Source organism: Tatumella sp. UBA2305, assembly GCF_002345795.1.
GTDB lineage: Bacteria > Pseudomonadota > Gammaproteobacteria > Enterobacterales > Enterobacteriaceae > Tatumella > Tatumella morbirosei.
The window spans coordinates 135,016-158,897 of sequence record NZ_DDVT01000015.1 but is presented as its reverse complement, the minus strand read 5'-3'; the positions used below and the strand labels follow the sequence as shown (position 1 = coordinate 158,897).

The window sequence follows — 23,882 nt, the reverse complement described above, 5'->3', positions numbered from 1 at the left end:
ATGTCGATATTATTCGCTGACGCACTGCCGGTTTCTGACAGTAACCTTCCTTTCAGTGGTTTGTGGCAAGCGGGTTGCGCCGTGCTGCTGGTCGCAGTACTACTGATAATAGTGCGCTGGCTGAGCAAACGAGTCAATATGCCCCGCCACCCTGGCTCTCCACGGATGCAGGTGATTGCCAGTCTGGCGGTCGGACAGCACCAGCGGATTGTCATCCTGGATCTTCCGGACTGTCGACTGGTGGTAGGTGTGACGACTCAGCACATTAACCACCTCTGTACTCTTCCCGCGGGCGAACCGGCTGATACTTCGCCCTCCCGGCCACCGGTCAGCCAGGCATTTCTCAGTCAGTTGCGATCGATGCTGGCCGGGAGAGGAAAATAATCATGAAATTATTGATGCGGTGCCTGTTACTGATCTGTTTGATCCCTTCGGCGGGGAATGCGGCGGCTGTCCCCTTACAGTCGCTGACGGCCAACAGCCCGGACTGGCCTTTACCGGTCCAGACACTTATTTTTATCGGTGCTCTGACTCTGCTTCCGGCAGCGTTGCTGATGATGACCAGCTTCACCCGTATCATCATTGTTTTCGGTCTGCTACGCAGCGCACTAGGAACGCCTTCCGCACCGCCGAATCAGGTCATGCTTGGGCTGGCATTATTTCTGACAATGTTTGTGATGTCTCCGACACTCGACCAGGTGTATCAGCAGGCGTGGCTGCCATTTAGCGAAAACAAGATGCCGGCAGGAGAAGCTCTGGCGGCCGGTAGCCGCCCACTGGCAAAATTTATGCTAAAGCAAACCCGACAGTCAGACCTTGCGCTGTTTGTCCGGCTGGCCAATCATCCGGCTCTGCAAAGCCCTGAAGATGTTCCGATGCGAATCCTGATCCCTGCATATATCACCAGTGAACTGAAAACGGCGTTCCGTATAGGATTTACGATATTTATTCCTTTCATGATTGTGGATTTAGTGGTCGCCAGCGTACTGATGGCTCTCGGGATGATGATGGTTCCCCCCGCCACCATTTCGTTGCCATTTAAGCTGATGCTGTTTGTGCTGGCTAACGGTTGGCAGGTGCTGATCGGTTCCCTGGCACAGAGTTTTGTCCGGTAACTGGTCTCTGACGCTCAATATTGTGAGGAATTCACCATGTCTCCCGAATCTGTAATGACACTTGGTCAGGGTGCTTTGAAAATTGCTTTGTCGCTCGCTTCGCCTCCATTACTGGCCGCGCTGATAAGCGGACTGCTGATCAGTCTGCTGCAGGCCGCCACCCAGATAAACGAACAAACTCTGTCGTTCATTCCTAAAATTCTGGCGGTGATTACGGCACTGATGATTGCCGGCCCCTGGATGCTAAACAGTCTGCTGGAATATATGCGTACTCTGTTTACCTCTGTCGCCTTTGCTGCAGGCTGACGGGTCATGCTCCCTGGCAGCCTGAATCAGTTATCCACAGTGTTCAGTGATTATTTTTGGCCCTTTTGTCGTATTCTGGCGCTTACCAGTACCGCACCGTTACTCGGGGACAAGCAGGTCAACAGCCGGGTGAAAATCGGGCTGGCACTGGCACTGTCAGCACTGCTTACTCCATTACTTCCCGCCAGCGGTATTCCACTGTTCAGCCCACAAGGTTTACTGACTCTGTGCCAGCAACTACTCATCGGTATCAGTCTTGGTTGGGGTATGTCGCTGGCATTTGCCGCTGTGCGCCTGGCAGGGGAAGTCGCCGGGATGCAAATGGGGTTGTCATTCGCCTCATTTTATGACCCGTCATCCCGCAGTTCGTTGTCAATACTGGCACGAATCTTTTATACCCTGGCGTTGTTGCTATTTTTGAGTGCGGACGGACATCTCTGGCTACTGAGTATTCTGGCTGATACGTTCACCGCACTGCCGGTCAGTCATGGTGGATGGCAGCCGGACTTCTTTAGTGGTCTGTGCAACCTTGCTGCAATGATCTTTAGTAGTGCATTACGACTGGCTCTGCCACTGATTATGCTGTTGCTGACACTAAATATGACTCTTGGGATACTTAACCGCATGTCACCCCAACTTTCGGTATTTGTTGTCGGTTTCCCGCTAACCCTGTCGGTGGGTATACTCAGTTGTCGTCTACTGCTCCCCTGGTTTATCCCCTACAGCAGCCAGCTATTTAACGGCCTGCTGGAACAGCTGGCCACTCTGTTGCTCCGCTAACTGCTGTTATTTTCTCCGTGTCGCGGGATAATCCTTTCACAGATTCAATAATGAGAATTTTCTCATGATACCGGTTCCTTTGAGCGGATACATTAAATATACTTATACATATTTTATTAATAATTTTCGTTTTTCAGGCAACATATTCATCATTACATTGCCCTGTTTTGCAAACACTGGATGCTATTTGTTCAATTTTGTAGCAATACCCCTTCTTTTTACAAACTGATGGGTATTTCTGCAATTTTGTAAGGTTTTAATTTGGTCAGGAACAGCCAGCATGACAAGCGTTATTATGGATCCATGTGTTTATACCCAAACCGCTCTGAATGACTATCTGGGGTCTAAAGGTATCACCTGCTACAATCTCGATCAGCTGATCGCTCCCGAACTGCTCGACGAACTATTAGCACGGGTAAGTCCTGCGCTGGTGTTTATTTCGGAGCACTGCCTTAGTAACAACCGCTCTGAGGATGTAGTATTAAAAAAAATCATCTCCCGCTATCCGGACAGTACCTTCATTATATTCATGGCATTGTCTAACGGCCATTTCAGTGAGTATCTCTGTCTGCGGGATAATATTATTGTCACTACCAAACAGCTGGACAAGACCACTCTGGAAGAACTGATCAGCAGCTCTCTGATTAAAAAAAATAAGATCAAGTGCCGACGCAATACCACGTCACTGACAGGTCCGGTAGCGCTAAGCCGGACTGAACATGAAATGTTGAGAATGTGGATGTCCGGGTATGATACCGTGAGAATAGCCGGGATAATGCAGATAAAAACCAAAACCATCTCGGCACATAAAGGGAATATAAAGAAAAAAATCAAGACTCAGAACAAACAGGTTATCCATCATCTGCTCAGGCTGACCCATACCCTGACCAGCGGGCTCAATTGCAGCCAGTGATCGCTATGGGTGACTGCCATCGCTTAGCCGGGGCGTTACGCTGCCGGTGGAGTGGTCGGTTCCACAAAGATACCGTCCGGAGAGTTATTCTCGTTGAAGAACCAGATGCCACGCGGATAATCTTCCAGAGCCACCAGAAACATGACGCCTTCACTGAATGATTCCACCGCCAGTACCTGACCGGTTCTGCGGGGTCCACCGTCGGTTTTGACACTGACCCATTCATTTACCTGCATCTTCTGCTCCTGTTTATTTTTATCATGCTGTTAAAGTAAAACAGGACAACCTTTCGGCTGTCCTGCTCAGATTATACGCTACTGACATCGACCACAAATCAGATTTTACAGCCTTCACAATCGGCTTCATCATTCAGGTCGGTCGGGATTTCATTTGCCTTTTCCTGTGCTTTGGCTTCTGCATCTGCCAGCTGGGCATCAATATCAAATTCGAAAATATCGTCGCTCATCATCTACTCCGCTACTTTATACCTGCCGGCAGTTATACCTTTTTACCGGTTAATTTTCCAAACAGTTTTACCAGGCACAGCACAATCGACCCAATCACCGCACCAATGACCAGAGGTGCTGCAATACTGCCGATCAGTGATGCGAAAAGACCACTGCTCTGTTCACTGAGTTGTTCCACCTTGTGATGTAACCAAGGGACTCCGTGGATGACAATCCCGCCGCCAACTAAAAACATTGCCAGCGTCCCGACGACTGACAATACTTTCATCAGTAACGGTGCCAGGACCAATAAACCGTCACCGGTTTTACGAGCCAGGAATAATTGTTTCTTTTGCAGCCAGAATCCCAGGTCATCGATTTTAACGATCAGTGCAACAAAGCCATATACCCCTACGGTCACCAACACAGCAATTCCCGCAAGGATCAGGATTTGGTTAAGTAATGGTGCGGATGAGACAATCCCCAGGGTCAGGGCCACGATCTCCGCCGATAAAATGAAATCGGTACGGACCGCACCTTTGATTTTATCTTTTTCATAACGGGCAGCTTCCTGCTCACTGAGCTTCTGTAACCGCTGCTGCCGTGCCTCAGGAGATTTACGGTGTTTATCTGCCGTCAGCCAGTGGACGATTTTCTCCACTCCCTCATAGCTCAGATAAGCGCCACCCAGCATGAGTAGCGGAGTAATCAGCCAGGAGGCAAATGCCGATATCAGTAAGGCCAGCGGAACAAGAATAACCTTGTTAAGCAACGACCCCTTAGCTACGCCCCATACCACAGGCAACTCGCGGTTAGCTTTTACCCCCGTCACCTGTTGTGCATTGAGTGATAAATCATCGCCTAATACTCCGGCGGTTTTCTTAGCGGCGACTTTCCCCATGACTGAAATATCATCCAGCAGGGTTGCAATATCGTCGAGTAGCGTAAGTAAACTGGTTCCTGCCAAGAAATTACCCTTCCTGTTGAATAAAAAACGACTCATCATGATGATGAGCACAGTGACTCAGTCCTCCGGCTCACTGTGCCGACAACACGGACAAACGTCCATTTCACTTACGGTCATATCGGCAATACCCGCAGTTTGCCATTCCACCCGCACCGGCTGGCCGGCGGGCAGATCATGATGAATATACTTGCTCACCGGTGTTTCGGTCAGGCCACTGATCTCTTCTGTGGCGATCAACTGTTCTCCGACAAAAATAGTCGCGGTTGCGTGGGTATTCACCATCCGCTCACTCTGCAGGGCATACAGCCGTTTTACCGTCAGTTTGATACTGGCCATGGTTTGGTTCCGGATGAAGGTTACAGGTTGAAGGCCATTAGCGACTGCGCTTGTCCTTCAGAAACTTCACGCTCAGTAGCGATCCCGCTGATTGTTCAGTCACACTTTGTAACAGGCCTGTGATTCAGAGTAAACCCGTTTCAGCATCGACGGAGTAAACTCGCAACCGGATTTTTTAATCCTGCGCCTGGTTCTCACCGTAGTGGCGATGCTAACCCCTGACAGATTACAGGAAACACATTCACCATTACGGAAGTATAGGCTGACAATTCCGGAGTGTGTGTGAAAGATTTGAACCGGAATCCCGGACAGAGGAGTAAAGCCGGCCACCCGGGCCGGCTGCAGTTAACATTTATCTACCCGCGCCATAAACTCTTCGCGGATGGCTTCATCCGGATGCTGTACTCCTCCGGCCAGCTCACTACTCAGTCTTGCCATATACTCCACCAGAAACGCGGCATGATACCTGGCAATCGCCCTGCCGCTCTCAGTATGCATCGTCGCCGGCAAGCCGAGTAATTTGGTCTGAAAATGGTCCAGTGCCCAATGGATATCATCCAGCGGACGTTGACGGGCAAACGGGTCTTCACTGTCGAACAACGCCCTTCCCAGGGCTCCGGAGGTATAAAACACCCGTGCCAGACCAATAGCCCCTAATGACTCCAGCCGGTCAGCATCCTGCACAATTTTAGCTTCCAAGGTTTCTGCGGGTATTCCGGCGCTGAAACTATGTGCCTCGACCGCATGACTTACGGCCGGGTAGAGTTCTGAGGGAAAATCGGCGAAATCTGCCCGTAGCACCCTCAGCGTTTCCCGGGCAGCATAGCGGGATGCTAAGTGTCGCTCAGGATGATTCTTTGGCAGATTCACAATGTCGTGAAAATAGCAGGCGGTAAGTACAACCAGTGGATTGGCCGCACTATCCTGCATAATCTTTTGCGCACTGGCCCAGACGCGTTGCAGGTGTGCCAGATCATGTGCTTTGTCTTCATGGTCCCAGTTCTCCCTGAACCATTGGTCAAATCGGGACTGCCAGTCAGTTAATAATGCCATTATTACGCTCCCCTGTTCGACCTGAAGGACTTGCTGTCCTGTGTTAATCATAAGCCAGCATTCTTACACTGCTAAGAATACGGTAAAATTAAATGTAACAAAGATGGCATTGTCACTGATGTTAAACGACATTGTTGTCGGTGACAATGTCACTGACAGTCATTACTCTGCTGCGTGAAACTCAGCCTGCTCCGACGGGCAAAGTGCATGATTTACCTGCGTGATAAACAGTTTTTATCTTTTTCTTTAAAACTGCAGTAAAACAGTTTTCAGCAGCCCTCTGTCGGGGTAGTCTCTTACCCCTGCATAAACCTCCCGGGCTCACCATGATAATGGCAGACTACAGCGGGTGCAGAAGTGATAAAAAAAACTAATGACTGGCAGGACAACTATGGACTCAACACTCACATCAGACAGCCGTGAATCACATGGTCATTCTCTTTCACGGGCAAGACGTGCTGCCTGGGGGAGTTTTGCCGGTGCAGTGGTCGACTGGTATGACTTTCTGTTATACGGCATCACTGCGGCGCTGGTGTTTAACCGTGAATTTTTCCCACAAATCAGCCCTGCGATGGGCACACTGGCAGCATTCGCCACTTTTGGCGTTGGCTTTTTATTCCGTCCGTTAGGCGGCATTATTTTCGGTCATTTTGGTGATCGTCTTGGCCGTAAACGCATGCTGATGCTGACCGTCTGGATTATGGGTTGTGCAACGGCAGCTATCGGTTTATTACCCTCTTTTAACCAAATCGGCTGGCTTGCTCCGGTGTTGCTGGTGACTCTGCGTGCGATTCAGGGGTTTGCGGTAGGTGGCGAATGGGGTGGCGCAGCGTTATTGTCGGTAGAAAGTGCGCCGGAAAAGAAAAAAGCTTTTTACAGTAGTGGTGTCCAGGTGGGCTATGGCGTTGGTTTATTACTTTCTACCGGGCTGGTATCGCTGATCAGTCATTTCACTACCGACCAGCAGTTTATTAGCTGGGGATGGCGAATCCCGTTTATTTTTAGTGTAATGCTGGTGGCGGGCGCCCTGTGGATTCGTCACGGTATGCAGGAATCGGCTGAATTTGAACAACAGGCAATCCCGGAGCAACACAGTGGCTTACCCGTTCTCCAGGCGCTGATTAAGCACCCGGGGGCATTTTTGCAGATCATCGCATTGCGGTTGTGTGAGCTGTTAACAATGTACATTGTTACTACCTTCGCGCTCAATTACTCGACCCAGAATCTGGGTCTGTCCCGGGACTTATTTCTGAATATTGGACTGCTGGTCGGGGCAATTAGCTGCGTCACTATTCCCTGCTTCGCCTGGCTTGCGGATAACTATGGCAGGCGCCGAATTTATATTACCGGGGCACTGATCGGTACCCTCAGCGCGGTACCCTTTTTTATGGCGCTGGAATCACAATCGGTAGTGTGGATTATCTTTTTTTCACTGATGCTGGCGAATATTGCTCACGACATGGTGGTCTGTGTTCAGCAGCCCATGTTCACAGAAATGTTCGGTGCCGGTTTCCGTTACAGTGGTGCCGGGGTGGGCTATCAGGTAGCCAGTGTGGTCGGTGGCGGGTTCACCCCGTTTATCGCTGCGGCATTAGTCACCGGGTCTGGCGGCAGCTGGCACAGCGTAGCGGTTTATCTGAGCGTAGGTTGTCTGATATCGGTATTGGTCGCCGCATTAATGAAAACCCGCACCCACGGATAATCTGAGGGCTTCCCGGCCCTTCACCGGGAGGCTCGTTTCCGGAGTACATCGCTCCCCCCTGAACTTCCTGCCGCCCTTCCCGGGGCAAAATAGCCTCTCAACTGAACAGCGAGGCCGCCAGATCATGGCCTCCGACTCATCATCCCCGGAGATACCCTTTCCCCACAGAGCACTCCGCAGGACGAAAACCTGCAGTCCACCCACGGCTATTTTACTCTGGTGACGGGTAGCGGCTATTGACAGAACTTTCAGAAAGTATAGGATGAGCGCCGACATTCATTGTTATATTATAACATCACGAGAACCTGCTCACGATACTACGGGGATGTAAATGCAAAACATGACTCAGTCCACTTTGACCAAAGTTAATAATAAAAAACACGGAATCTCTGCCGGTAAACTCACCAGCTCCCTGCTGCCAGTCGCCGCAATGATGACTTCCCTACTGGCATTCAGCCAGGCCAGCCATGCGGCAGACGCCCCGGTTCACGCAATTGGTATCGAAAATCAGTATGCCGATGTCATCAGCCAGATCGGTGGCAAATACGTTGAGGTCACTTCGATTGTCTCAGACCCTAATACTGACCCGCACACTTTTGAAGCCAGCCCGGGTATTGCCCGCCAGATTGCCAGCGCCACGCTGATTGTTGAAAATGGTGCCGGTTATGATGACTGGGCTGATAAACTGATTGCTGCATCACCTAATTCTGACCGTAAAGTCATCAACGTTCATAACTTACTGAAGCTGCCTGAAAATACCGAAAACCCGCACCTGTGGTATGACCCGAACACTATGCCGGCGGTCGCTGATGCTATCGCCGACCAGTTGGCGAAAGCGTTGCCTGACCACGCTGCAGAATTCCGGAAAAATGCAGCCTCATTCCGTGAGTCTATGCAACCGCTCAATGCCGCTATTCAGGCATTCAAAAAAGATTTCCCTGATACTCCGGTGGCAGTGACCGAGCCGGTAGGTGACTACCTGCTGCAGGCTGCTGGTGTAAAAATCCTCACCCCGAAGGCCCTTGAATACGGCATCATGAATGATGTTGACCCGGCACCTCAGTTGGTGAGTGCGCAAAATGAGTTACTGAACGGTAAAAAAGTCCGGGCATTCCTGTATAATCAGCAGGTCACCGACCCGATTACCGAACATTTCCTCAGCCTGGCGAGAAAAAATAATATACCGGTGGTCGGTGTATATGAAACAATGCCTGTACCAGGATATCACTATCAGTCCTGGATGCTGGCGGAAGTCAAAGCGTTACGTAAAGCCCTGACAGAAAAAGCCTCCACAGAATCATTGATTGCCGGTAAATAAAAAAATATGTCTCACCAGTCTCAGGTACTGAGTGTCAGTCAGCTCGGGGTCAGTTACCCCGGGCGGCAGGTACTTCATGACGTCAGTTTCGATATCAACCACGGCGAATTTTGTGGGTTGATCGGTGCCAACGGTTCAGGGAAAACCACTCTGTTTCGTTCGCTGCTTGGCCTGCAACCATTATCCAGTGGCCGGATATTACTGAACGGTCATCCGGTACAACAGGGACTCTCTGCTGCGGGTTATGTCCCGCAGAAAAACTTCCTCGACCCGGATATTCCTCTGACCGCCAGAGATGTGGTTGCCCTTGGACTCGATGGCCACCGTCCGGGTTTCAGACTCTGGCCAAACCGTCATCGCCAGTTAATTAATGACACTCTGGCGTCGGTCGATGCCCTTGCTTTCGCTGACCAGCGGATCGGCCGCTTGTCTGGCGGGCAACAACAACGGGTGCTGATTGCTCATGCACTGGTGCGTCGCCCGCGGATTTTATTACTGGATGAACCTCTGGCTAACCTGGATATGGCCGCTGCCGCAGATATCATCAGTGTGCTGAAAAGACTGGTACGTGAACAGCAGGTTTCGGTGTTGCTGTCGGCCCATGATATTAATCCGTTGTTGCCTGTGATGGACAGGGTAGTCTATCTGGCTAATGGCCAGGCCGCCAGCGGGCCGACAGACCAGGTTATCCGTACCAGTGTACTCAGTCAGTTATATGGCTACCATATCGATGTGATCCGGGTTCACGGCCGGATACTGGTAGTTGCCACTGATCGTGACAGCGCCCTCTCTGACCCGGTAGACTGCCAGGCCCCTCATGTAACCACCGTTCCTTAGGTATTCATTTATGTTTTCCGCGTTATTCAGCCACGGCTTTTTTAGCAGTGAAACCGTGCATACCGCCCTGATCGTTGGCGGTGGTGCTGCCCTGGTCTGTGGAATTACCGGGGTATTCGCGTTGATACGTGGCCATGCATTTGCCGGCCATGCCTTATCTGATATCAGTAGTGCAGGAGGTGCCGCTTCCTTTCTGCTCGGCATCAATGCGTTGGCCGGGTTTATTATTATGGCGCTGGCCGGAGCCGCAGGTATTGAACTCAGTGCGACACGACGGAGTCGGGAACGCAGCCTGGCGACGGGGATCGTGCTCAGTGCCGGGCTGGGGTTTTCCGCCCTGTTTCTCTATTTCGCTGTAAAACATCATAATTCGTCTGGCGCCACATTATCTGTGATGTTTGGATCCATCTGGACATTGCCGTCATCAATTATTCCCTGGATTCTCACCACCGGAGCGGCAGTACTGGTACTGTTAGCGATGATCTGGCGACCTGTGTTGTTATGTGCCATCGATCCTGAGCTGGCAATGATTCGTGGTGTTGCTGTGCGCCGGGTGGGTATTATGCAACTGGCCGCACTGGCACTGGCCGTGGCGTTGTCTTCAATGACTGTCGGCGCCATTTTGTCGACTGCACTGCTGACAGGTCCTGCAGCCATAGCGCTGAAGTTTGCCCGTTCAGCAGCCACGGCTCTGATTATCGCGGCCCTGACCGGTTTACTCTCCGTGTGTATCGGTGTCTGGCTGGCATGGGAAAGCTTCTACTGGACCAATGGCCAGGGCTGGCCGGTCAGCTTCTTTATTGTCGGGATCATTTTTATTATCTGGGCAGCCAGTGGGGTAGTTTCCGGACTCTTCAGTCGTGAAAAGCGGCTGTCAGGACGTTTGTTCAGGAAGAATCAGCATGTTTAGCGGGTTTATGTTAACCGGATGGATTGCCGCCACTCTGGTAGCGGTCCTGTGCGGCATCATCGGATTTTTTGTTATTTTACGCGGTGAATCTTTTACCGCGCATGCCTTACCGATGGGGGCATTTCCCGGTGCGGCGGCGGCGGTGTTACTGGGTATCAATCCGTTTTATGGGGTATTGCTGTTTGCCGGGTTGGGAGCCGCAGGAATCAGTCACTTCAGCCGTCATCACCGGCATGAAACTGCCACGGCGCTCTGTCTGGTCATGTTACTGGCTACCGGAACCCTGTTACTGAGTCTTAGCGGACGCTATGCACAATCCGTGTATTCATTACTGTTTGGTGACCTGCTCGGGATTAGCCGGGGACAGTTAATCCCACTGGCCGTCACCGCCTTCATCAGTATTTCGCTTACCGCCCTTCTTTTCCGCCGACTGTTGCTCAGTTCACTCTCAGCGGAACTGGCCGTGGTACGGGGAGTTTCGTTGCGCGCCACCCAGGCCGGATTCCTGACTATACTCGCGCTCACCACCAGTCTGGCGGTGCCTGTGGTCGGTTCATTACTGGTATTTAGCCTGATGGTCGCCCCGGCCGCCATTGCACGAACCCTGTGCCGCAGACCGGGCAGCGCATTATTACTGTCCGTGGTGATGGCACTGGCCGTGGCATGGAGTGCTATTACCCTGTCATGGTTCAGCGACTGGCCTCCCGGATTTTTTGTCGGAACCCTTGGTGCACTGTTTTATCTTATCAGCCGTGGGATTAGCGCTGTCCGCCATACACCGGCGTAAAACTGTGTACTTATTGGCCCGGACTCAGGTTATTTCTGCTGAGCCGGGTCGGAATTTATTGTCACCTGCACCCCACCACTGACATCAATGTTTAATTTTTATTCAGATAATATTATGAATTATCGGAATTCCCCCTCATGTCATATTTCTATCATCTGCGTCCTGTAAATCATTGTTACCTTATTTAAATCACCTGTCCGGCTTCTGCACGGGAGGTGACTTTTTCTTACTGAAACAGTGGCGATAATAATGATTAAAGGCAATTCCCTCGCGATTTTTATTTCTTCATTACTCATTCCTGTGGCTTCTCATGCGGCTCTGATTTACAACAATGATGGCAACAAATTAAGTTTGTACGGTAAAGTCCGGGCCGAGCATTATATTTCCAAATCTGCAGATAATGAGGGTGACCAGAGTTATGTCCGGTTCGGATTTAAAGGCCGGACCAAAATTAATGACTGGCTGCAAGGTTATGGTCAATGGGAATATGAAGCCGATAGTAGCGTCTCAGAGTCTGAGGGCACCGATAATGACAAGACCAGGCTGGGCTTTGCCGGTCTGAAAGCTAAGAAATGGGGCTCCATCGACTATGGTCGTAACTATGGTGCCACATACGACATTGAGGCCTGGACCGATGTATTCCCGGAGTTCGGGGGCGATGGCTACGTGAAAAAAGACCAGTTTATGACCAAACGTGCCAATGGCTTGCTGACCTGGCGCAACAATGATTTCTTTGACCTGATCGATGGTCTGGATGTGGCATTGCAATATCAGGGCAAAAACGAAAATGACGACAGAAAAGAAAAAACCACCAATGGTGACGGTTATGCGGCATCTGCCCGCTACCTGATCGGCGGTGGTGTTAGTGTGGGTGCAGCCTATGCATCCTCTGACCGTACCCTGGCTCAGAAAGAGGAAGCCCTCGGTTCCGGAGACAGAGCCACCACCAAAACTGTCGGCATTCAGTACGACGCCAACCAGATTTATCTGGCCGCCACCTTTGCTCAAACCCGTAATACCATCCCGTTAACGGTACCCAAAGGGGTTTCCAGCCTGTCTAAAAAGAAAGTCACTGGTTATGCCCGCAAAACCCAGACGATGGAACTGGCGGCTCAGTACCAGTTTGACTCAGGATTCGCGCCTTCTCTTGGCTATGTTTATACCCGTGCCGAAAATATTGAAGGGGTGGGTGATGCCGATTTAGTCAATTATATCGATGTCGCTTTTACCTGGTACTTTAACAAAAATATGTCGCTGTTTACTGACTACGAAATTAACCGTCTGTCCTCTGATAATAAACTGCAACTGGATACCGATAATATTCTGGCAGTGGGCATGACCTACAAATTTTGATTCGCCCCACCACCGGCCCATCCAGTGTCAGGGCCGGTAAAACCCCCTGGTTTTCCCACCTGGATTGCCCAATTTTTACCCATCGTTACCGTTATTTTCATCGAATAAAAAGATATTGAGCAGAACGTGATTGATCAGATCTACCCGACCGAAACCAACGAGACGACAAAGTGACCGGTGATCGCGGCTGCACAGCGCACAAACGATGGTTTTTGCGCCAGATTTAGCAGGAGCGCTGAAATATTCAACATTCAGTCAAAACCCGCGCGAAAGACCTTTGACAACCCAGGCAGGCGCCGCTAATATGCGCCTCGTCTTCACGACAATTCCTCTGTAGTTCAGTCGGTAGAACGGCGGACTGTTAATCCGTATGTCACTGGTTCGAGTCCAGTCAGAGGAGCCAATTTCCTCCATTCATGCATCCTTGCGAATCCTTATGTTATTTTGATTCAACAGGTTGGCGTGAAAACTCTTCCTGATGTATTTTGATTTTACTCTCTGCATCGGGAAAAGTTGGTGGTCAAATCTGGGGGCAGGTTAGTTCGATGACGTAGTGCCCCCCAAATGTCTCTTAACGACACAAAAACCTGCAGCTTAAAACCATCTGCTAAATCTTTCAAAGTTTCCGATTCTCATGACCTGTACCTTTTAGTCAATCCAGGCGGTTCACGTCTCTGGTATCTCAAATATAGTAACAATAGTAAAGAATCCCGGCTTGGCTTAGGGCTTATCCCGATGTTTCTCTGACTTATGCCCGACAATAGCGTGAAGGCATCCGTAAACTCCTCGCGCAAAATATCAATCCTGCCCAGCAACGTATCGCAGACAAAGCAGTCCACGCACCGGAAAAAACCTTTAAACACGTTGCGTTGAGCTGGCATAAAAGCAATCGAATCTGGTCAGGGAACCACTCTGCCCGCCTGCTTGCCAGCATGAACAATCATATCTTCCCGAAAATCGGGCTCCTGCCAGTCACAGAACTCAAAGCTCCCCATTTTATCGACATGCTGAAAGACATAGAGACAAAAGGGTTGCTGGAAGTCGCGTCCCGTACTCGTCAGCACCTGTGCAAAATCACGCGACATGCATTGTCCCACTCCATTTTGTGCACACGCATCCTATCCTGACCCGATGGGGTATGCCTGCCATGCGGCTTCAGATTACCCTGCTCGTCCTGCTCCCATGTATAACGCGCACGCGTCGGAGCTTCACGCATCTGTTCCAGACGCGGACGGTCAATGAAATCCTGCTCACCGTCATTAAGCCTGCCGGGCATCATTCCCATCACGATTACGGCGATGAGCGCACCGGGGCCGCTGGCAGCAATCCTTCCCGGTCCGGTTGCCATCTTACCCGGTTTTACCTCCCACGTTCCTGACGTAATGGCACTCCCACCCATCAGAACAAGGACACTGGCACCTTCGACAGCCGTCTGAGCATTAGCAGCACTTATCGCTGCGGCTGTGGCCCGCTGGTATTCCACTTCCTCATGATTACCGAACCACCATTGATACATAGCGTATCGTTTCTTTCGCTTTAAGATTTCCTCTGCGGGTGTCTTCTTCCGGGCAGTCCGGGTGTGCCGGACCACATCATTATCCGATGCAGGCTCAGCAGGTGGGACAGCCCGATAAAATGCCATCGCAGCGAAATTAGTATGAGGTTCCTACTCCTGCCCGGCATCATTACAGCCCTAACCACGCAGGCAGGATTTGGCTGATCTCCTCCTTTTGTTCAGTCCCGGTGTAAAGTGGAGTTTCCAGCTTTTCTTTCTCTCATTAAATGAAGTAATCCGGCATGAAAAAGACACGTTATAGGGAAGAACAGGTAGCTTTCGCCCTGAAACAGGCAGAAACCGGCCCTCGGGTTGAGGAAGTCTGCAGAAATATGGGTATTCCTGAGGCCACTTTTTAAAACTGGAAGAAGAAATTCGGCGGCATAGGGGCGACTGAATTACGCCGTCTGACGCAGTTGGAGGAAGAGAATCACCGCCTAAAACGTCTGGTAGCTGTTCTGAGTCTGGGCATAGAAATGCTGCAGGATGTCATCCAAAAAAGTTCTGAGGCCGGTGCAGAAGCGTGAGGACGTTGAAGATCTGCTGGATCCAAGCTCGCCGGAAGGCTTTGTTTTTCGATTCTCAAAAGGGAGTCGGTTACGATTTACAAAGCAGCAATGGTATTGAGACGAAACGAGGGGGTGTTAACCGCGACAATAACCTACACATTCTGACTGTAAAAATGATGATCATATAAAATTATGACCTTTCTTTTGCCGGCACACATTCGAAAACCACTGGCAGAAAGCTTGTGTCGAACGATTACACTCCTTCTCCGAGAGCAGGTAATAACCTTCATCATCCAACGTTGAAATATCTGAGAGGACGACCAGATCCCCACTTGCAAGTTCCCGATGGAATACCTCTATCGGGCATAATGCAACGCCATGACCGGCAATAACGGCGGTAGCCAGCAGGTTAAAATCCTGATACACAGGGCCATGACTAAGATTTGCCGGACGGTATCCCGCCTTAGTAAACCATTCTTCCCAAGCTGAAATTACCTCATCATGTAACAACATGGCGTTGTTCAGTCGGGTATCGCATGCACTTCTTTCAAGATAACGTGGACTGGCCACCGGTTTGTTAATACGGGAAAAAAGAAGCGTGGAGGTGACATCACCGGCATTCACATTCTGATGGGTAATCAGAACATCATGCTTTTCAGAATCGAAAGAGTCATGAGCCTGAGAGTAAGCCACCTCAATGGTTATATGCGGAAACTGCGAAGTAAATTCTGACAGCGCAGGAATCAACCAACGAGTGGCAATGGAAGGAATACAGGCGACTGAAATGGTGTTGCTTTCTTTACGCACACGCAGTGACTGTGATGCCGCAGAAATAATACCCAGCGCCTGTTGCATCGACTGGTAATACTGCTGTCCTGCCGGGGTCAGTGCCACACCCCGCCCAGATCGCTCAAATAACTTTCTTCCAATCCATGATTCCAGTTTTTTGATTTGACCGCTGACCGCCGCATGGGTAACACACAGTTCTTCTCCTGCTTTTGAAATACTGAGAAGCCTGGCCGTGGCTTCAAAAGCCCGTACAGCATTAAGAGGTGGAAGAATCATTAAGTTATCACTGTCGTAGCATTAAAAGCCGATCATACTGTTTTTCGATAAAGGAAGTCCATTTCCTGATACTGTTAAAAATTCCCTACAATTCTTTATTCTGCACCGAGATAAGACAATGCTACACGTTCAAATATGCGGGTCGAGGCTTCAAGTTTATCCAGCCAGACGTACTCATCCACCGCACCACTCATTCCTACCTCACCCGGTCCTATGATCACCATTGGCAAATTGAGTGCTGGCGCAATAATCGCCGCATCAGAGTAGTAGGCAACACCCGCTGGCCCAGGATTCTCAACACCTTCTGCCAGACACGCAGCCAGACATTGTCCGACAAAAGGATGATCATCCGCTGTATCAACTGGCAGTTTAAAATCAAGCAGCTCAAGTGTGATGTGCGGACCGGCAATGGCCTGAAATACGGCCATAACTGATTCAGGATCTTGTCCCGGGACCAGTCTGACATCAATGTCAGCTGAGGCTGCGTCGGGGATAAGTGGAAACGACAGTCCCCCACGGATCATCCCGATGTTGATGGTAGGGGGACCAATATGACGGTGTTCTGGTGCTTCAAGTTTCAGGTCATGGGCTTTATCCAGATACCTTGCCAGCCGTACAATGGCATTACCGCGATCGCCCTGGCGATCTTCAGAAAACGCATTGTGCCCGTATTCACCACGCGCCGTTGCTCGCAGCCAGAGTGCGCCTTTTTCTGACACAAAGGTACGGTTTCCTGTTGGTTCTGACACCAGTAAGGCACCCACACCGGAAAAATGTCCATCGGCTAACAACCTTCTGGCCCCCAGGCAATCTGAATTTTCTGCCGCTGAGAATGTCAGGAGCAAGTCACCTTTTAGCTGACGACCCGAACGCACGATATTCAATGCTGCGACAGTCATTGCGGCCATCCCCCCTTTCATGTCTGTTGCGCCGCGCCCATATAAACGCCCCTCGCGAATCTCACCGGCAAAGGGATCGACCTGCCATTTTTCTGGCTCAACACCAATAGTGTCAAAGTGGGCAGAGAAGGCCAGAGCAGGCAGTTCGCCAGTACCGCGAATTTTGGCGACCAGATTTGTCCTCCCTGGTGAAATTTCATACACCAGTGGCTCAATCCCCTCTCTGCGCAAGGCCTGAGCAATTACCATGGCAGCCAAACGCTCATTCCCCGGCGGGTCAATGGTATTCTGAGCAATCAGTGCCCGTGTCAATGCCAGTGTTTCACTCATCCCTTTTCTCCCATTAAATTCAGTAATCGCCCAAAGCCTGTGATGTTTTTCTTCCAGCCAGCCAGTTGTAATGCGTGCCAGAATGCGGCCTGATTGCTGACAACAACCGGAAGCCCGGTTTTCGCTTCTATTTCATCGATAACATTGAGTGCCTGAGTACCCGTGCAGGAAATAAACACTGCATCAACTTCAGACAAGTCAGAAGCAAGAACTGCATCTACGAAATATTCTGCCGGAATAGCTCCAATAGCATGGTCGGTATCGAGGCCAGCAACCCGAACAGAGCTGAACGTGATTCCGTCCTCCTGCAGAAAGGCCATGACATTCTCGGTCATGGAGACGGTATAAGGGGTAACAAGTGCAATCCGTTTAGCCTTAAAAAAACGTAACGCCGCAAGAGCAGCCGTTGCCGGATTAGTCACAGCAACACCAGGTCGGCCCTGCTGGATACGGGCAGCGATGTTTTCAGGGCCTATCAACGTTGAAGCTGAAGTACAGCCAAAAACAATCACATCAAGTCTCGAGTCCGGGAGCAACAGGCTTGCGGCTGGCTCCAGCTCCTCAGCAAGGGCAAGAAACGTTTGGTCACAGTTTGGTGTTTCCAGATAAATACGGGTTGAGAAAACACCCATACTGTCTTCGGGCACCATCCGGTGAAAATCTCGTTCGATAACGGGATCGGTCGATAGTACGATAAGCCCAATCCTGGCTTCATGCCCGTAAGGCTCCCCACCTCCTGAGGTAGTGGGATGGACGACGGGTGTGGCTGATAATGGTTGTGTAGTCATGGCAAAATTCCTGGAATCAAAAGAAGGTTCTCACGGCACCCGTGACCCTGTATTGATCATCAACCCTGAGCAGGCAGTGCCATTTATCAAACGTGGTACAGGCATGGGAAATACCAAAACCGATCAAATCACCTATCTGCAAAGGGGTATCCTCTGGCAGATGGAGATAAGTATGCTGATCGTTTAACTTCGTGACGGTATGGCCTTCAGGCATACGCTGTGGGTGCAACATTTCACCCGGCCTGAACCAATAAAGGGGAACAGGAAGCTCCCAGTCATGAGAAATATCTCGTTTACCCAGGGTGACAAACCCCAAACCTGATTCGGGATTAGACTGGAAGACCGCCCAAACTTCCAATGCCCCTTCGGGTGCCGGTACACTTAACTGACGAGCCGTTGATGTACGTTGTTCAATGCGCTGAAATGCCCGTTTATAAGCGATGCTGTCACTGGAGATGTAGCAACCAGATCGAATGACTGCCCGACAAGGAATCTGGCTCTGGAACTGTTTCAGTGGGCTACAGAGATCGAAAAACTCTGTGCCACCGGCTGTCAGTAGAATTTCATCACATGCCCACAATTTTTCTGCTTCAAATTTTTCAGCACACTCTATCATCGTGGCGATCATTCGCTGAACAGCTTGCTCCCGGGCAGCCTGATCGTGTCCTGCCACAATACCTTCATAGCCTTCAATACCACTCAGTTGAACATAAGGCTGTTGCATAATATGGTGTCCCAGATCCAGAGCATCTGCGATACAGCGCACGCCGGTACGCCCACCTTCCACACCAATTTCAACTAATAAACGAAGCGATGACGGCGTAGTGTAAGCGGAGCTGGCATTGACTAATTGGTCAACATTCTGTCGACTATCAACGGTCAGCCATAACTGAAGAGCAGGATATTGCTGCAGAATATCCAGCACCATATGGATATTGCCTTCCCCAACCAACTGGTTTGCCAGCAATATACGACGTATACCAAGACGCGCCAGGAACACCACCTGTTGCGCGGTGGCCGCAGTGATCCCCCATATGCCGTCTTCTAGCTGCATGCTGAACAATTCAGGTGACAGCGTAGTTTTGCCATGCGGTGCCAGACTCACGCCGGCCTTTGCAATAAATTCAGACATCCACTGCCGATTTTTTAGCATCACATCATCGCGTAAAAAAGCCACTGGCATGGGTAATCGCTGATCACCCAGGAAATAACCCTGGTCACCAATATCCCCGAAACACCCTGAAAAATCAGCGGGAATGCCTTTACACATTATTCCCGGTAATGATTTCTTTATGTCATCTAAATGACCGGCAAGTTGCCCTTGATCGCATGAAATAAGATCGGGAAAGGGTTCCATCATTGACTCCTGTGGCAGCTGTGGGTTCTGAACGAGCAAAGTGTAATGGTTGTTTCACTTTGTCCACTAGCAGGTTTTTCTTTGAAAGATATTAGTTTTTTTTACATAAGACACCTATATTAATCATAAGATAATGTTTTAATTAGTCTTTTATTTTATTCCAACGGAATTCGTTAGTTTAATTAACATGTATAACAGAATTTATAGTTTGTTCACTCTGGCAGAGTCATTAATAGTAATGATGTGGCGCCACACCAAGGGAGCCTGACTATCTGACCAACTACAGGGAGTGTAAATCTCGACTAACTGTCCTGTGCTGATAACAGGCAAGTCGCAGAATTTAAAACCGAGGATACACAGCAATGAAAATCTTTTTGAAAAGTGCGTTAACTTCACTGTTATTGATCGGCTGTGCCGTACAGGCACAAGACGAACGCACATTGCGAGTGGGAAGCGATATCACCTCCCCCCCCTACATCTACTTTGACAGTAATAAGCAACCGTCTGGGTTCGATGCTGAATTTATGCAAGCTTTGGCAAAAACGGGGAATTTCAAACTGCAATTTAATGACACCCGTTTCGAGAATCTTATTTTGGGTCTGAATGCCAACAAATTCGATGTCATTGCATCGTCTATGTTTATCAAACCAGAGCGCGCTAAGGTTATCGATTTTATTCCATACGCTGATGCTGGACTGGGTTTTGCTGTGAAAAAAGGCAGTACATTCCAGCCTGAGCAACCGTTGCAATTGTGCGGTAAACGTGTCGGGATTATCAAAGGAGCGGCGTATATCAGTACCCTTAGTAAAGCCTGTTCCGATGCCGGTAAGTCGATTGACATCAGAGAGTTCCCAACCTCAGCCGAAGCCAGCCAGGCAGTGCTATCAGGGAATGTCGATGCACAGGCAGATGACGTTGCCGTACTGAAAGTTGCTATGGATAAAACACAAGGTCGCCTTATCATCAGCTCCAAAGAAATACTCTACCCGGTAGTGCTCGGTATTGGTATCGCCAAAAATCACCCGGAAATCAAAGCTGAGCTTGAGAAGGCCTTTACTGTCATCAAAGGCAATGGTGTTTATCAAAAGCTGCTGGATAAATATCACCTCGCAGGTCCAACCTCAGAGCAGTATCAGGCAGCAATCGGTCAATAACCAGACAGATGTTTTTCTTTAAGTGTATGCAGGCCCATGCTGCATACACCTCTTTTCAGTGACGGGTAAGAGATAACACAATGATTAATTTTGACTGGCACTATGTATGTAGCCTCTTTAGCGATACAGACTTCTGGAAAGCCAGCGTAACCGTGGTGCTTCTCTCTGTACTGACCTGGGGAGCTGGGTTGTTTCTCGGTCTGGGTATTGCGCTGTGTAAAGACGCCCGGAAAAGTTATGTCCGGGCAGCTGCGTATGGTTATATTTGGTTTTTCCGCAGCTTGCCGCTGCTGGTATTACTGATTTTTGTCTATAATCTTCCACAGTTATTTCCCGCCACCACCTCTTTTTTATCTAACCCTTTTATAGCAGGGTTAGTCGCCCTCATTGCCAGTGAATCGGCTTATATTGCTGAAATCCATCGCGGTGGATTACTCGGAGTTCCGCGAGGGCAACATGAGGCAGGCAAAGCGCTGGGGTTTGGCTTCTGGGGTCGGATGCGCCTGATTATCGTTCCTCAGGCATTTCGCATCGCGCTGCCGAGTTTGTCAAATGAATTCATAACCATCGTAAAATTAACCTCGTTGGTCTCGGTGATTTCCCTAAATGAAATTCTGCTGGTGGGTCAGAGACTTTATACACAGAATTTTAAGGTTATCGAAACCCTGGTCGTGGTGGCTGTGTTCTATGTCTTGATTGTGAGTATCTTTAATATATTAGTGCATCAGCTTGAACGTTGGCTGGATGTCACAAAAGTTCGTAATAACACGTCCAGTGACGATGCTGTTGAAGCAACGCCCTTCAATCCTCCCTTATCTCCACGCCAGCCACCTTCAGATAAAAACCCAGTGGTTATTGCAATGGAAAGTATCACGAAAATTTTTGATGGCCGAAAAGTCCTCAAAGGCGTAAGTTTCCGTATTCGTCAGGGTGAAGTTATATCGGTCATCGGTCCTTCTGGCTCGGGTAAAACCACATTAATCCGAACGATTAATGGGCTTCAGGATATTGATGATGGCGTGATTTTATTTGATAACCGCGAGTGGATTGGTGCGCATAACAGCGATTACAAACTGGCGGTAGATTTCGAAAATAGAATTACAGACATCGGTATGGTTTTCCAGAGCTTCAATCTGTTTCCTCACATGAGCGTACTGAAAAATGTGACGCTGGCGTTGACCTATCACGGTAAGGCAAGTGGCAAAGAGGCCAAAGTTAAGGCGCTGGACGCGTTAAAAAAAGTAGGTATGCAGCAACATGCACATAAATATCCCCATCAGCTTTCCGGTGGGCAACAACAACGTGTCGCTATTGCCCGTGCGGTGGTCATGGAACCTCGCGTAATGTTATTTGACGAACCGACCTCTGCACTCGACCCGGAAATGGTCAACGAAGTTTTACGCGCCATCGAAGAGCTGGCAAGAGAAGGGATGACCATGTTGATTGTCACACATGAAATGCGCTTCGCCAGAAGAATATCTGACCGGATTATCTTTATGGAAGACGGTTGTCTTGTCGCGGATTCCCCACCTGAAACACTGTTCAGTCATCTCAACCCTCGTATTGCAGGTTTTCTGCAGCAGTCTGCTGAATAATATTTTTCACATTTCACCAGGATAAACATACCTTATGCAGCCGAACATTATTTCCACCCAGCAGATTACAGATGCTGTCAGCTTTGATACCCGTGCAATTGAAGCCATTGAAGCTGCTTTTGCTTCACTGGCGGGTGGCAGCACAGTGATTATGCCACCCGTGATGCAAATCAATGTCGAAGCCTTTCATGGACAGACCTGCGTTAAATCAGCATATGTTGCAGGCGCATCACACTTCGTCGTGAAACTCGCAAGTACCTGGCACGATAATCATTTGTCAGGCCTGCCTAACAGCAGTGGTTTGATGTTGATTTGCCAGAGTCAGACTGGACAGGTAGATTCTATTTTGCTGGATAATGGTTATCTTACAGCGTTACGCACGCAGGCTGCCGGGGCCGTTGCGGCAAAGCATCTTTCTCGTGCCAGTAGCGCCTGCGCAGGCATTATTGGTGCTGGTAAACAGGCAGGATTGCAGCTTGCCGCCCTGCTGGCAGTGCGCCCCATAGAAGAGGTAAGAATATGGTCGCCCGACATGGTAAAAACTGAGCAGTTCTGCCAGAAAATGTCTGAGCAGTTGGGTATCAAAGTTCAACCGACGCTCAACGCAGAGCAGGCTGTAAGGGAGATGGATATTATCGTAACCACCACCCCTGCAAGAGAACCGATTATCCGACCAGAGTGGCTCAGCGCGGGACAACATATCACTGCAATGGGGGCGGATTCGCCTGGGAAATCCGAGCTTTTCCCTGATGTTTTGGCTAAGGCAGATCGCTATATTGCTGACAGCGCACAACAATGCAGGGCGTTATCCGAACTAAATATGGCACTCAAGGCCGGAGCGATTCCTGATGATTACCCCGTAGTTGAAATTGGAGATGTGATTACCGGCTTGAGTTTGGGAAGAACCAGCGAAGAAGATATCACTATAGCCGACCTGACTGGACTAGGCGTACAGGACACGGCAATTGCCTTGCTGGCCCTGGATAATCTTAAGAGATCTTAGAGCCTGGCGTTTTACTCTGTGGAGTACAGCCTGCAGATAGTCTGTCATTGAGGACGGACTTACATAACTGTCTGTCAGCATTACACCGTTTTTTTAGCATAACACCAGACAAAGCTTTCCTGTAACAGAGACATACCATATTTGCGTTGAAGCAGGGATGCTTACACCTTCACCGCCATAAGACTTTATCCTGTAACAGGTCTCTATAAATTAACTCACCGCCACATCAATAGTGGATCTTATTGCTATGTAGAGCATGAAGGGAAGATATTAGGACCAGGAGTAAAACCTCCTAAAGAGGATTCCAGTAATCCTGCGGTCCAAAAAATAGATTGGAGAACTTTTGTTGCACAACATGGTGGCATTATTGAAAACGGAAGACTTTCTTTGTTAGAACTTCAACCCGAACTCGATGATATAAAAATCAATATTAATCATAAGGATGCGAAAATTATCGCAAAGCTAAGGTATGAATATGCACTTAACTATATTCAGCGTGTTGGGGCAAGTGTTAGCCGTATTGTCCTTGGATATGTAGCTCTATGAGCTTAACCAGCCAGTAACAAGAGAAAAGCCTGTCATAGGCAAAATTACGTCTGTGAAACGCAGCCATATAAAATCCAGAGTTTAGGTTTAGATAGTAAACGTTTCATGTCAGCCCTGACTGTAATCCAGAATGGTGGTCATTTTGGCGGTCTTGACAAGAGGATGAGCGAGGTTTAGCTTACTTATTAGCCAGTTACTGGCAAAGGCGATCCCAGTCAGAGGAGCCAAATTAAAAAAGCCCGCTTAAGGAAACTTAAG

At 49.5% G+C, this 23,882-nt stretch carries 24 protein-coding genes, 1 tRNA gene and 2 pseudogenes; 17 read left to right on the top strand and 10 right to left on the bottom strand.

Annotation, left to right across the window (positions count from 1 at the left end; all coding sequences use genetic code 11):
- From fliO to rcsA, 5 genes are all read left to right on the top strand, one after another.
- On the top strand, positions 1–384 hold the full coding sequence (gene fliO, locus B3Z23_RS07115; protein WP_294904802.1) for a flagellar biosynthetic protein FliO: 384 nt from the start codon (positions 1–3) through the stop codon (positions 382–384).
- 2 nt (positions 385–386) lie between these two features.
- Positions 387–1,115 carry a flagellar type III secretion system pore protein FliP gene (fliP, locus tag B3Z23_RS07110; RefSeq protein WP_294904798.1) on the top strand — a complete coding sequence of 243 codons (729 nt, stop codon included), beginning with the start codon at positions 387–389 and terminating at the stop codon, positions 1,113–1,115.
- Positions 1,116–1,151: 36 nt separating this feature from the next.
- Complete coding sequence (fliQ, locus tag B3Z23_RS07105) at positions 1,152–1,421, top strand: flagellar biosynthesis protein FliQ (protein WP_294904795.1); 270 nt, start codon at positions 1,152–1,154, stop codon at positions 1,419–1,421.
- 6 nt (positions 1,422–1,427) lie between these two features.
- Positions 1,428–2,201: a flagellar biosynthetic protein FliR gene (gene fliR / locus B3Z23_RS07100; RefSeq protein ID WP_294904792.1), complete on the top strand. Its 774-nt coding sequence runs from the start codon at positions 1,428–1,430 to the stop codon at positions 2,199–2,201.
- A 280-nt stretch (positions 2,202–2,481) separates the two neighbouring features.
- Complete coding sequence (rcsA, locus tag B3Z23_RS07095; protein ID WP_294904789.1) at positions 2,482–3,114, top strand: transcriptional regulator RcsA; 633 nt, start codon at positions 2,482–2,484, stop codon at positions 3,112–3,114.
- A 35-nt stretch (positions 3,115–3,149) separates the two neighbouring features.
- On the opposite strand, the gene dsrB is transcribed toward rcsA, so the two are convergent.
- The 5 genes from dsrB to B3Z23_RS07070 all read right to left on the bottom strand — a co-directional run bounded on the left by dsrB (position 3,150) and on the right by B3Z23_RS07070 (position 5,916).
- The gene (gene dsrB / locus B3Z23_RS07090; protein ID WP_294904785.1) at positions 3,150–3,350 is read right to left on the bottom strand and encodes a protein DsrB; all 201 of its coding nucleotides are present in this window, start codon (positions 3,348–3,350) and stop codon (positions 3,150–3,152) included.
- A 98-nt stretch (positions 3,351–3,448) separates the two neighbouring features.
- On the bottom strand, positions 3,449–3,580 hold the full coding sequence (locus B3Z23_RS07085; protein WP_281177686.1) for a hypothetical protein: 132 nt from the start codon (positions 3,578–3,580) through the stop codon (positions 3,449–3,451).
- A gap of 32 nt (positions 3,581–3,612) precedes the next feature.
- Positions 3,613–4,527: a DUF808 family protein gene (locus B3Z23_RS07080; protein WP_294904779.1), complete on the bottom strand. Its 915-nt coding sequence runs from the start codon at positions 4,525–4,527 to the stop codon at positions 3,613–3,615.
- A 57-nt stretch (positions 4,528–4,584) separates the two neighbouring features.
- Positions 4,585–4,863 (bottom strand): hypothetical protein, encoded by a 279-nt coding sequence (locus tag B3Z23_RS07075; protein WP_294904776.1) that lies wholly within the window; start codon positions 4,861–4,863, stop codon positions 4,585–4,587.
- A 345-nt stretch (positions 4,864–5,208) separates the two neighbouring features.
- A complete protein-coding gene (locus B3Z23_RS07070) occupies positions 5,209–5,916 on the bottom strand; it encodes a phosphohydrolase (RefSeq protein ID WP_294904774.1) in 708 nt (235 codons plus the stop codon).
- 391 nt (positions 5,917–6,307) lie between these two features.
- Here B3Z23_RS07070 and shiA point away from each other — a divergent pair, with 391 nt between their 5' ends.
- The 8 genes and pseudogenes from shiA to B3Z23_RS07030 form a co-directional block, all read left to right on the top strand.
- Entirely contained in the window at positions 6,308–7,618 is a 1,311-nt protein-coding gene (shiA, locus tag B3Z23_RS07065; RefSeq protein WP_294904771.1) for a shikimate transporter, read from the top strand.
- Positions 7,619–7,949: 331 nt separating this feature from the next.
- On the top strand, positions 7,950–8,936 hold the full coding sequence (locus B3Z23_RS07060; protein ID WP_294904769.1) for a metal ABC transporter solute-binding protein, Zn/Mn family: 987 nt from the start codon (positions 7,950–7,952) through the stop codon (positions 8,934–8,936).
- Positions 8,937–8,942: 6 nt separating this feature from the next.
- Positions 8,943–9,773 carry a metal ABC transporter ATP-binding protein gene (locus B3Z23_RS07055; protein WP_038021054.1) on the top strand — a complete coding sequence of 277 codons (831 nt, stop codon included), beginning with the start codon at positions 8,943–8,945 and terminating at the stop codon, positions 9,771–9,773.
- Between the two features lie 10 nt (positions 9,774–9,783).
- Complete coding sequence (locus B3Z23_RS07050; protein ID WP_294904764.1) at positions 9,784–10,683, top strand: metal ABC transporter permease; 900 nt, start codon at positions 9,784–9,786, stop codon at positions 10,681–10,683.
- Positions 10,676–11,470 carry a metal ABC transporter permease gene (locus B3Z23_RS07045; RefSeq protein ID WP_294904762.1) on the top strand — a complete coding sequence of 265 codons (795 nt, stop codon included), beginning with the start codon at positions 10,676–10,678 and terminating at the stop codon, positions 11,468–11,470. Before B3Z23_RS07050 ends, B3Z23_RS07045 begins: the two co-directional genes overlap by 8 nt.
- A gap of 252 nt (positions 11,471–11,722) precedes the next feature.
- The gene (locus B3Z23_RS07040; RefSeq protein WP_294907633.1) at positions 11,723–12,823 is read left to right on the top strand and encodes a porin; all 1,101 of its coding nucleotides are present in this window, start codon (positions 11,723–11,725) and stop codon (positions 12,821–12,823) included.
- Between the two features lie 327 nt (positions 12,824–13,150).
- A tRNA-Asn gene (locus tag B3Z23_RS07035) sits at positions 13,151–13,226 on the top strand.
- A 161-nt stretch (positions 13,227–13,387) separates the two neighbouring features.
- Positions 13,388–13,929: pseudogene (locus tag B3Z23_RS07030) on the top strand (tyrosine-type recombinase/integrase); the annotation flags it as partial.
- Here the strand turns inward: B3Z23_RS07030 and B3Z23_RS07025 are convergent.
- Positions 13,881–14,039, bottom strand: a complete 159-nt coding sequence (locus B3Z23_RS07025) for an S-type pyocin domain-containing protein (protein ID WP_294907631.1) — start codon at positions 14,037–14,039, stop codon at positions 13,881–13,883. The pseudogene B3Z23_RS07030 and the gene B3Z23_RS07025 overlap by 49 nt on opposite strands.
- Positions 14,040–14,620: 581 nt before the next feature.
- Between B3Z23_RS07025 and B3Z23_RS07020 the strand changes: the two are divergent.
- Positions 14,621–14,924 (top strand): annotated as a pseudogene (locus B3Z23_RS07020) (transposase); the annotation flags it as partial.
- 143 nt (positions 14,925–15,067) lie between these two features.
- Here the strand turns inward: B3Z23_RS07020 and B3Z23_RS07015 are convergent.
- From B3Z23_RS07015 to B3Z23_RS07000, 4 genes are all read right to left on the bottom strand, one after another.
- Positions 15,068–15,952: a LysR substrate-binding domain-containing protein gene (locus B3Z23_RS07015; RefSeq protein ID WP_294904759.1), complete on the bottom strand. Its 885-nt coding sequence runs from the start codon at positions 15,950–15,952 to the stop codon at positions 15,068–15,070.
- 95 nt (positions 15,953–16,047) lie between these two features.
- Complete coding sequence (locus B3Z23_RS07010) at positions 16,048–17,181, bottom strand: M20 family metallopeptidase (protein ID WP_294904756.1); 1,134 nt, start codon at positions 17,179–17,181, stop codon at positions 16,048–16,050.
- A complete protein-coding gene (locus B3Z23_RS07005; RefSeq protein ID WP_294904753.1) occupies positions 17,178–17,969 on the bottom strand; it encodes a maleate cis-trans isomerase family protein in 792 nt (263 codons plus the stop codon). Before B3Z23_RS07005 ends, B3Z23_RS07010 begins: the two co-directional genes overlap by 4 nt.
- Positions 17,970–17,985: 16 nt before the next feature.
- Positions 17,986–19,329, bottom strand: a complete 1,344-nt coding sequence (locus B3Z23_RS07000; RefSeq protein WP_294904750.1) for an alanine racemase — start codon at positions 19,327–19,329, stop codon at positions 17,986–17,988.
- Between the two features lie 359 nt (positions 19,330–19,688).
- Here B3Z23_RS07000 and B3Z23_RS06995 point away from each other — a divergent pair, with 359 nt between their 5' ends.
- The 3 genes from B3Z23_RS06995 to B3Z23_RS06985 all read left to right on the top strand — a co-directional run bounded on the left by B3Z23_RS06995 (position 19,689) and on the right by B3Z23_RS06985 (position 23,078).
- Positions 19,689–20,480 carry a transporter substrate-binding domain-containing protein gene (locus B3Z23_RS06995; protein ID WP_294904746.1) on the top strand — a complete coding sequence of 264 codons (792 nt, stop codon included), beginning with the start codon at positions 19,689–19,691 and terminating at the stop codon, positions 20,478–20,480.
- An 83-nt stretch (positions 20,481–20,563) separates the two neighbouring features.
- A complete protein-coding gene (locus B3Z23_RS06990) occupies positions 20,564–22,075 on the top strand; it encodes an amino acid ABC transporter permease/ATP-binding protein (protein WP_294907628.1) in 1,512 nt (503 codons plus the stop codon).
- 34 nt (positions 22,076–22,109) lie between these two features.
- On the top strand, positions 22,110–23,078 hold the full coding sequence (locus B3Z23_RS06985; protein WP_294904743.1) for an ornithine cyclodeaminase family protein: 969 nt from the start codon (positions 22,110–22,112) through the stop codon (positions 23,076–23,078).
- Positions 23,079–23,882 lie beyond the last annotated feature (804 nt).

Coding starts and splice junctions, on each gene's coding strand:
- B3Z23_RS07015 (WP_294904759.1), bottom strand. CDS start 15,952: ATGATTCTTCCACCTCTTAATGCTGTACGGGCTTTTGAAGCCACGGCC.
- shiA (WP_294904771.1), top strand. CDS start 6,308: ATGGACTCAACACTCACATCAGACAGCCGTGAATCACATGGTCATTCT.
- B3Z23_RS07010 (WP_294904756.1), bottom strand. CDS start 17,181: ATGAGTGAAACACTGGCATTGACACGGGCACTGATTGCTCAGAATACC.
- B3Z23_RS07050 (WP_294904764.1), top strand. CDS start 9,784: ATGTTTTCCGCGTTATTCAGCCACGGCTTTTTTAGCAGTGAAACCGTG.
- fliQ (WP_294904795.1), top strand. CDS start 1,152: ATGTCTCCCGAATCTGTAATGACACTTGGTCAGGGTGCTTTGAAAATT.
- fliP (WP_294904798.1), top strand. CDS start 387: ATGAAATTATTGATGCGGTGCCTGTTACTGATCTGTTTGATCCCTTCG.
- dsrB (WP_294904785.1), bottom strand. CDS start 3,350: ATGCAGGTAAATGAATGGGTCAGTGTCAAAACCGACGGTGGACCCCGC.
- B3Z23_RS07005 (WP_294904753.1), bottom strand. CDS start 17,969: ATGACTACACAACCATTATCAGCCACACCCGTCGTCCATCCCACTACC.
- B3Z23_RS07025 (WP_294907631.1), bottom strand. CDS start 14,039: ATGCGTGAAGCTCCGACGCGTGCGCGTTATACATGGGAGCAGGACGAG.
- B3Z23_RS06995 (WP_294904746.1), top strand. CDS start 19,689: ATGAAAATCTTTTTGAAAAGTGCGTTAACTTCACTGTTATTGATCGGC.
- B3Z23_RS06985 (WP_294904743.1), top strand. CDS start 22,110: ATGCAGCCGAACATTATTTCCACCCAGCAGATTACAGATGCTGTCAGC.
- rcsA (WP_294904789.1), top strand. CDS start 2,482: ATGACAAGCGTTATTATGGATCCATGTGTTTATACCCAAACCGCTCTG.
- fliR (WP_294904792.1), top strand. CDS start 1,428: ATGCTCCCTGGCAGCCTGAATCAGTTATCCACAGTGTTCAGTGATTAT.
- B3Z23_RS07000 (WP_294904750.1), bottom strand. CDS start 19,329: ATGATGGAACCCTTTCCCGATCTTATTTCATGCGATCAAGGGCAACTT.
- B3Z23_RS07075 (WP_294904776.1), bottom strand. CDS start 4,863: ATGGCCAGTATCAAACTGACGGTAAAACGGCTGTATGCCCTGCAGAGT.
- B3Z23_RS07060 (WP_294904769.1), top strand. CDS start 7,950: ATGCAAAACATGACTCAGTCCACTTTGACCAAAGTTAATAATAAAAAA.
- B3Z23_RS07070 (WP_294904774.1), bottom strand. CDS start 5,916: ATGGCATTATTAACTGACTGGCAGTCCCGATTTGACCAATGGTTCAGG.
- B3Z23_RS07085 (WP_281177686.1), bottom strand. CDS start 3,580: ATGAGCGACGATATTTTCGAATTTGATATTGATGCCCAGCTGGCAGAT.
- fliO (WP_294904802.1), top strand. CDS start 1: ATGTCGATATTATTCGCTGACGCACTGCCGGTTTCTGACAGTAACCTT.
- B3Z23_RS07055 (WP_038021054.1), top strand. CDS start 8,943: ATGTCTCACCAGTCTCAGGTACTGAGTGTCAGTCAGCTCGGGGTCAGT.
- B3Z23_RS07045 (WP_294904762.1), top strand. CDS start 10,676: ATGTTTAGCGGGTTTATGTTAACCGGATGGATTGCCGCCACTCTGGTA.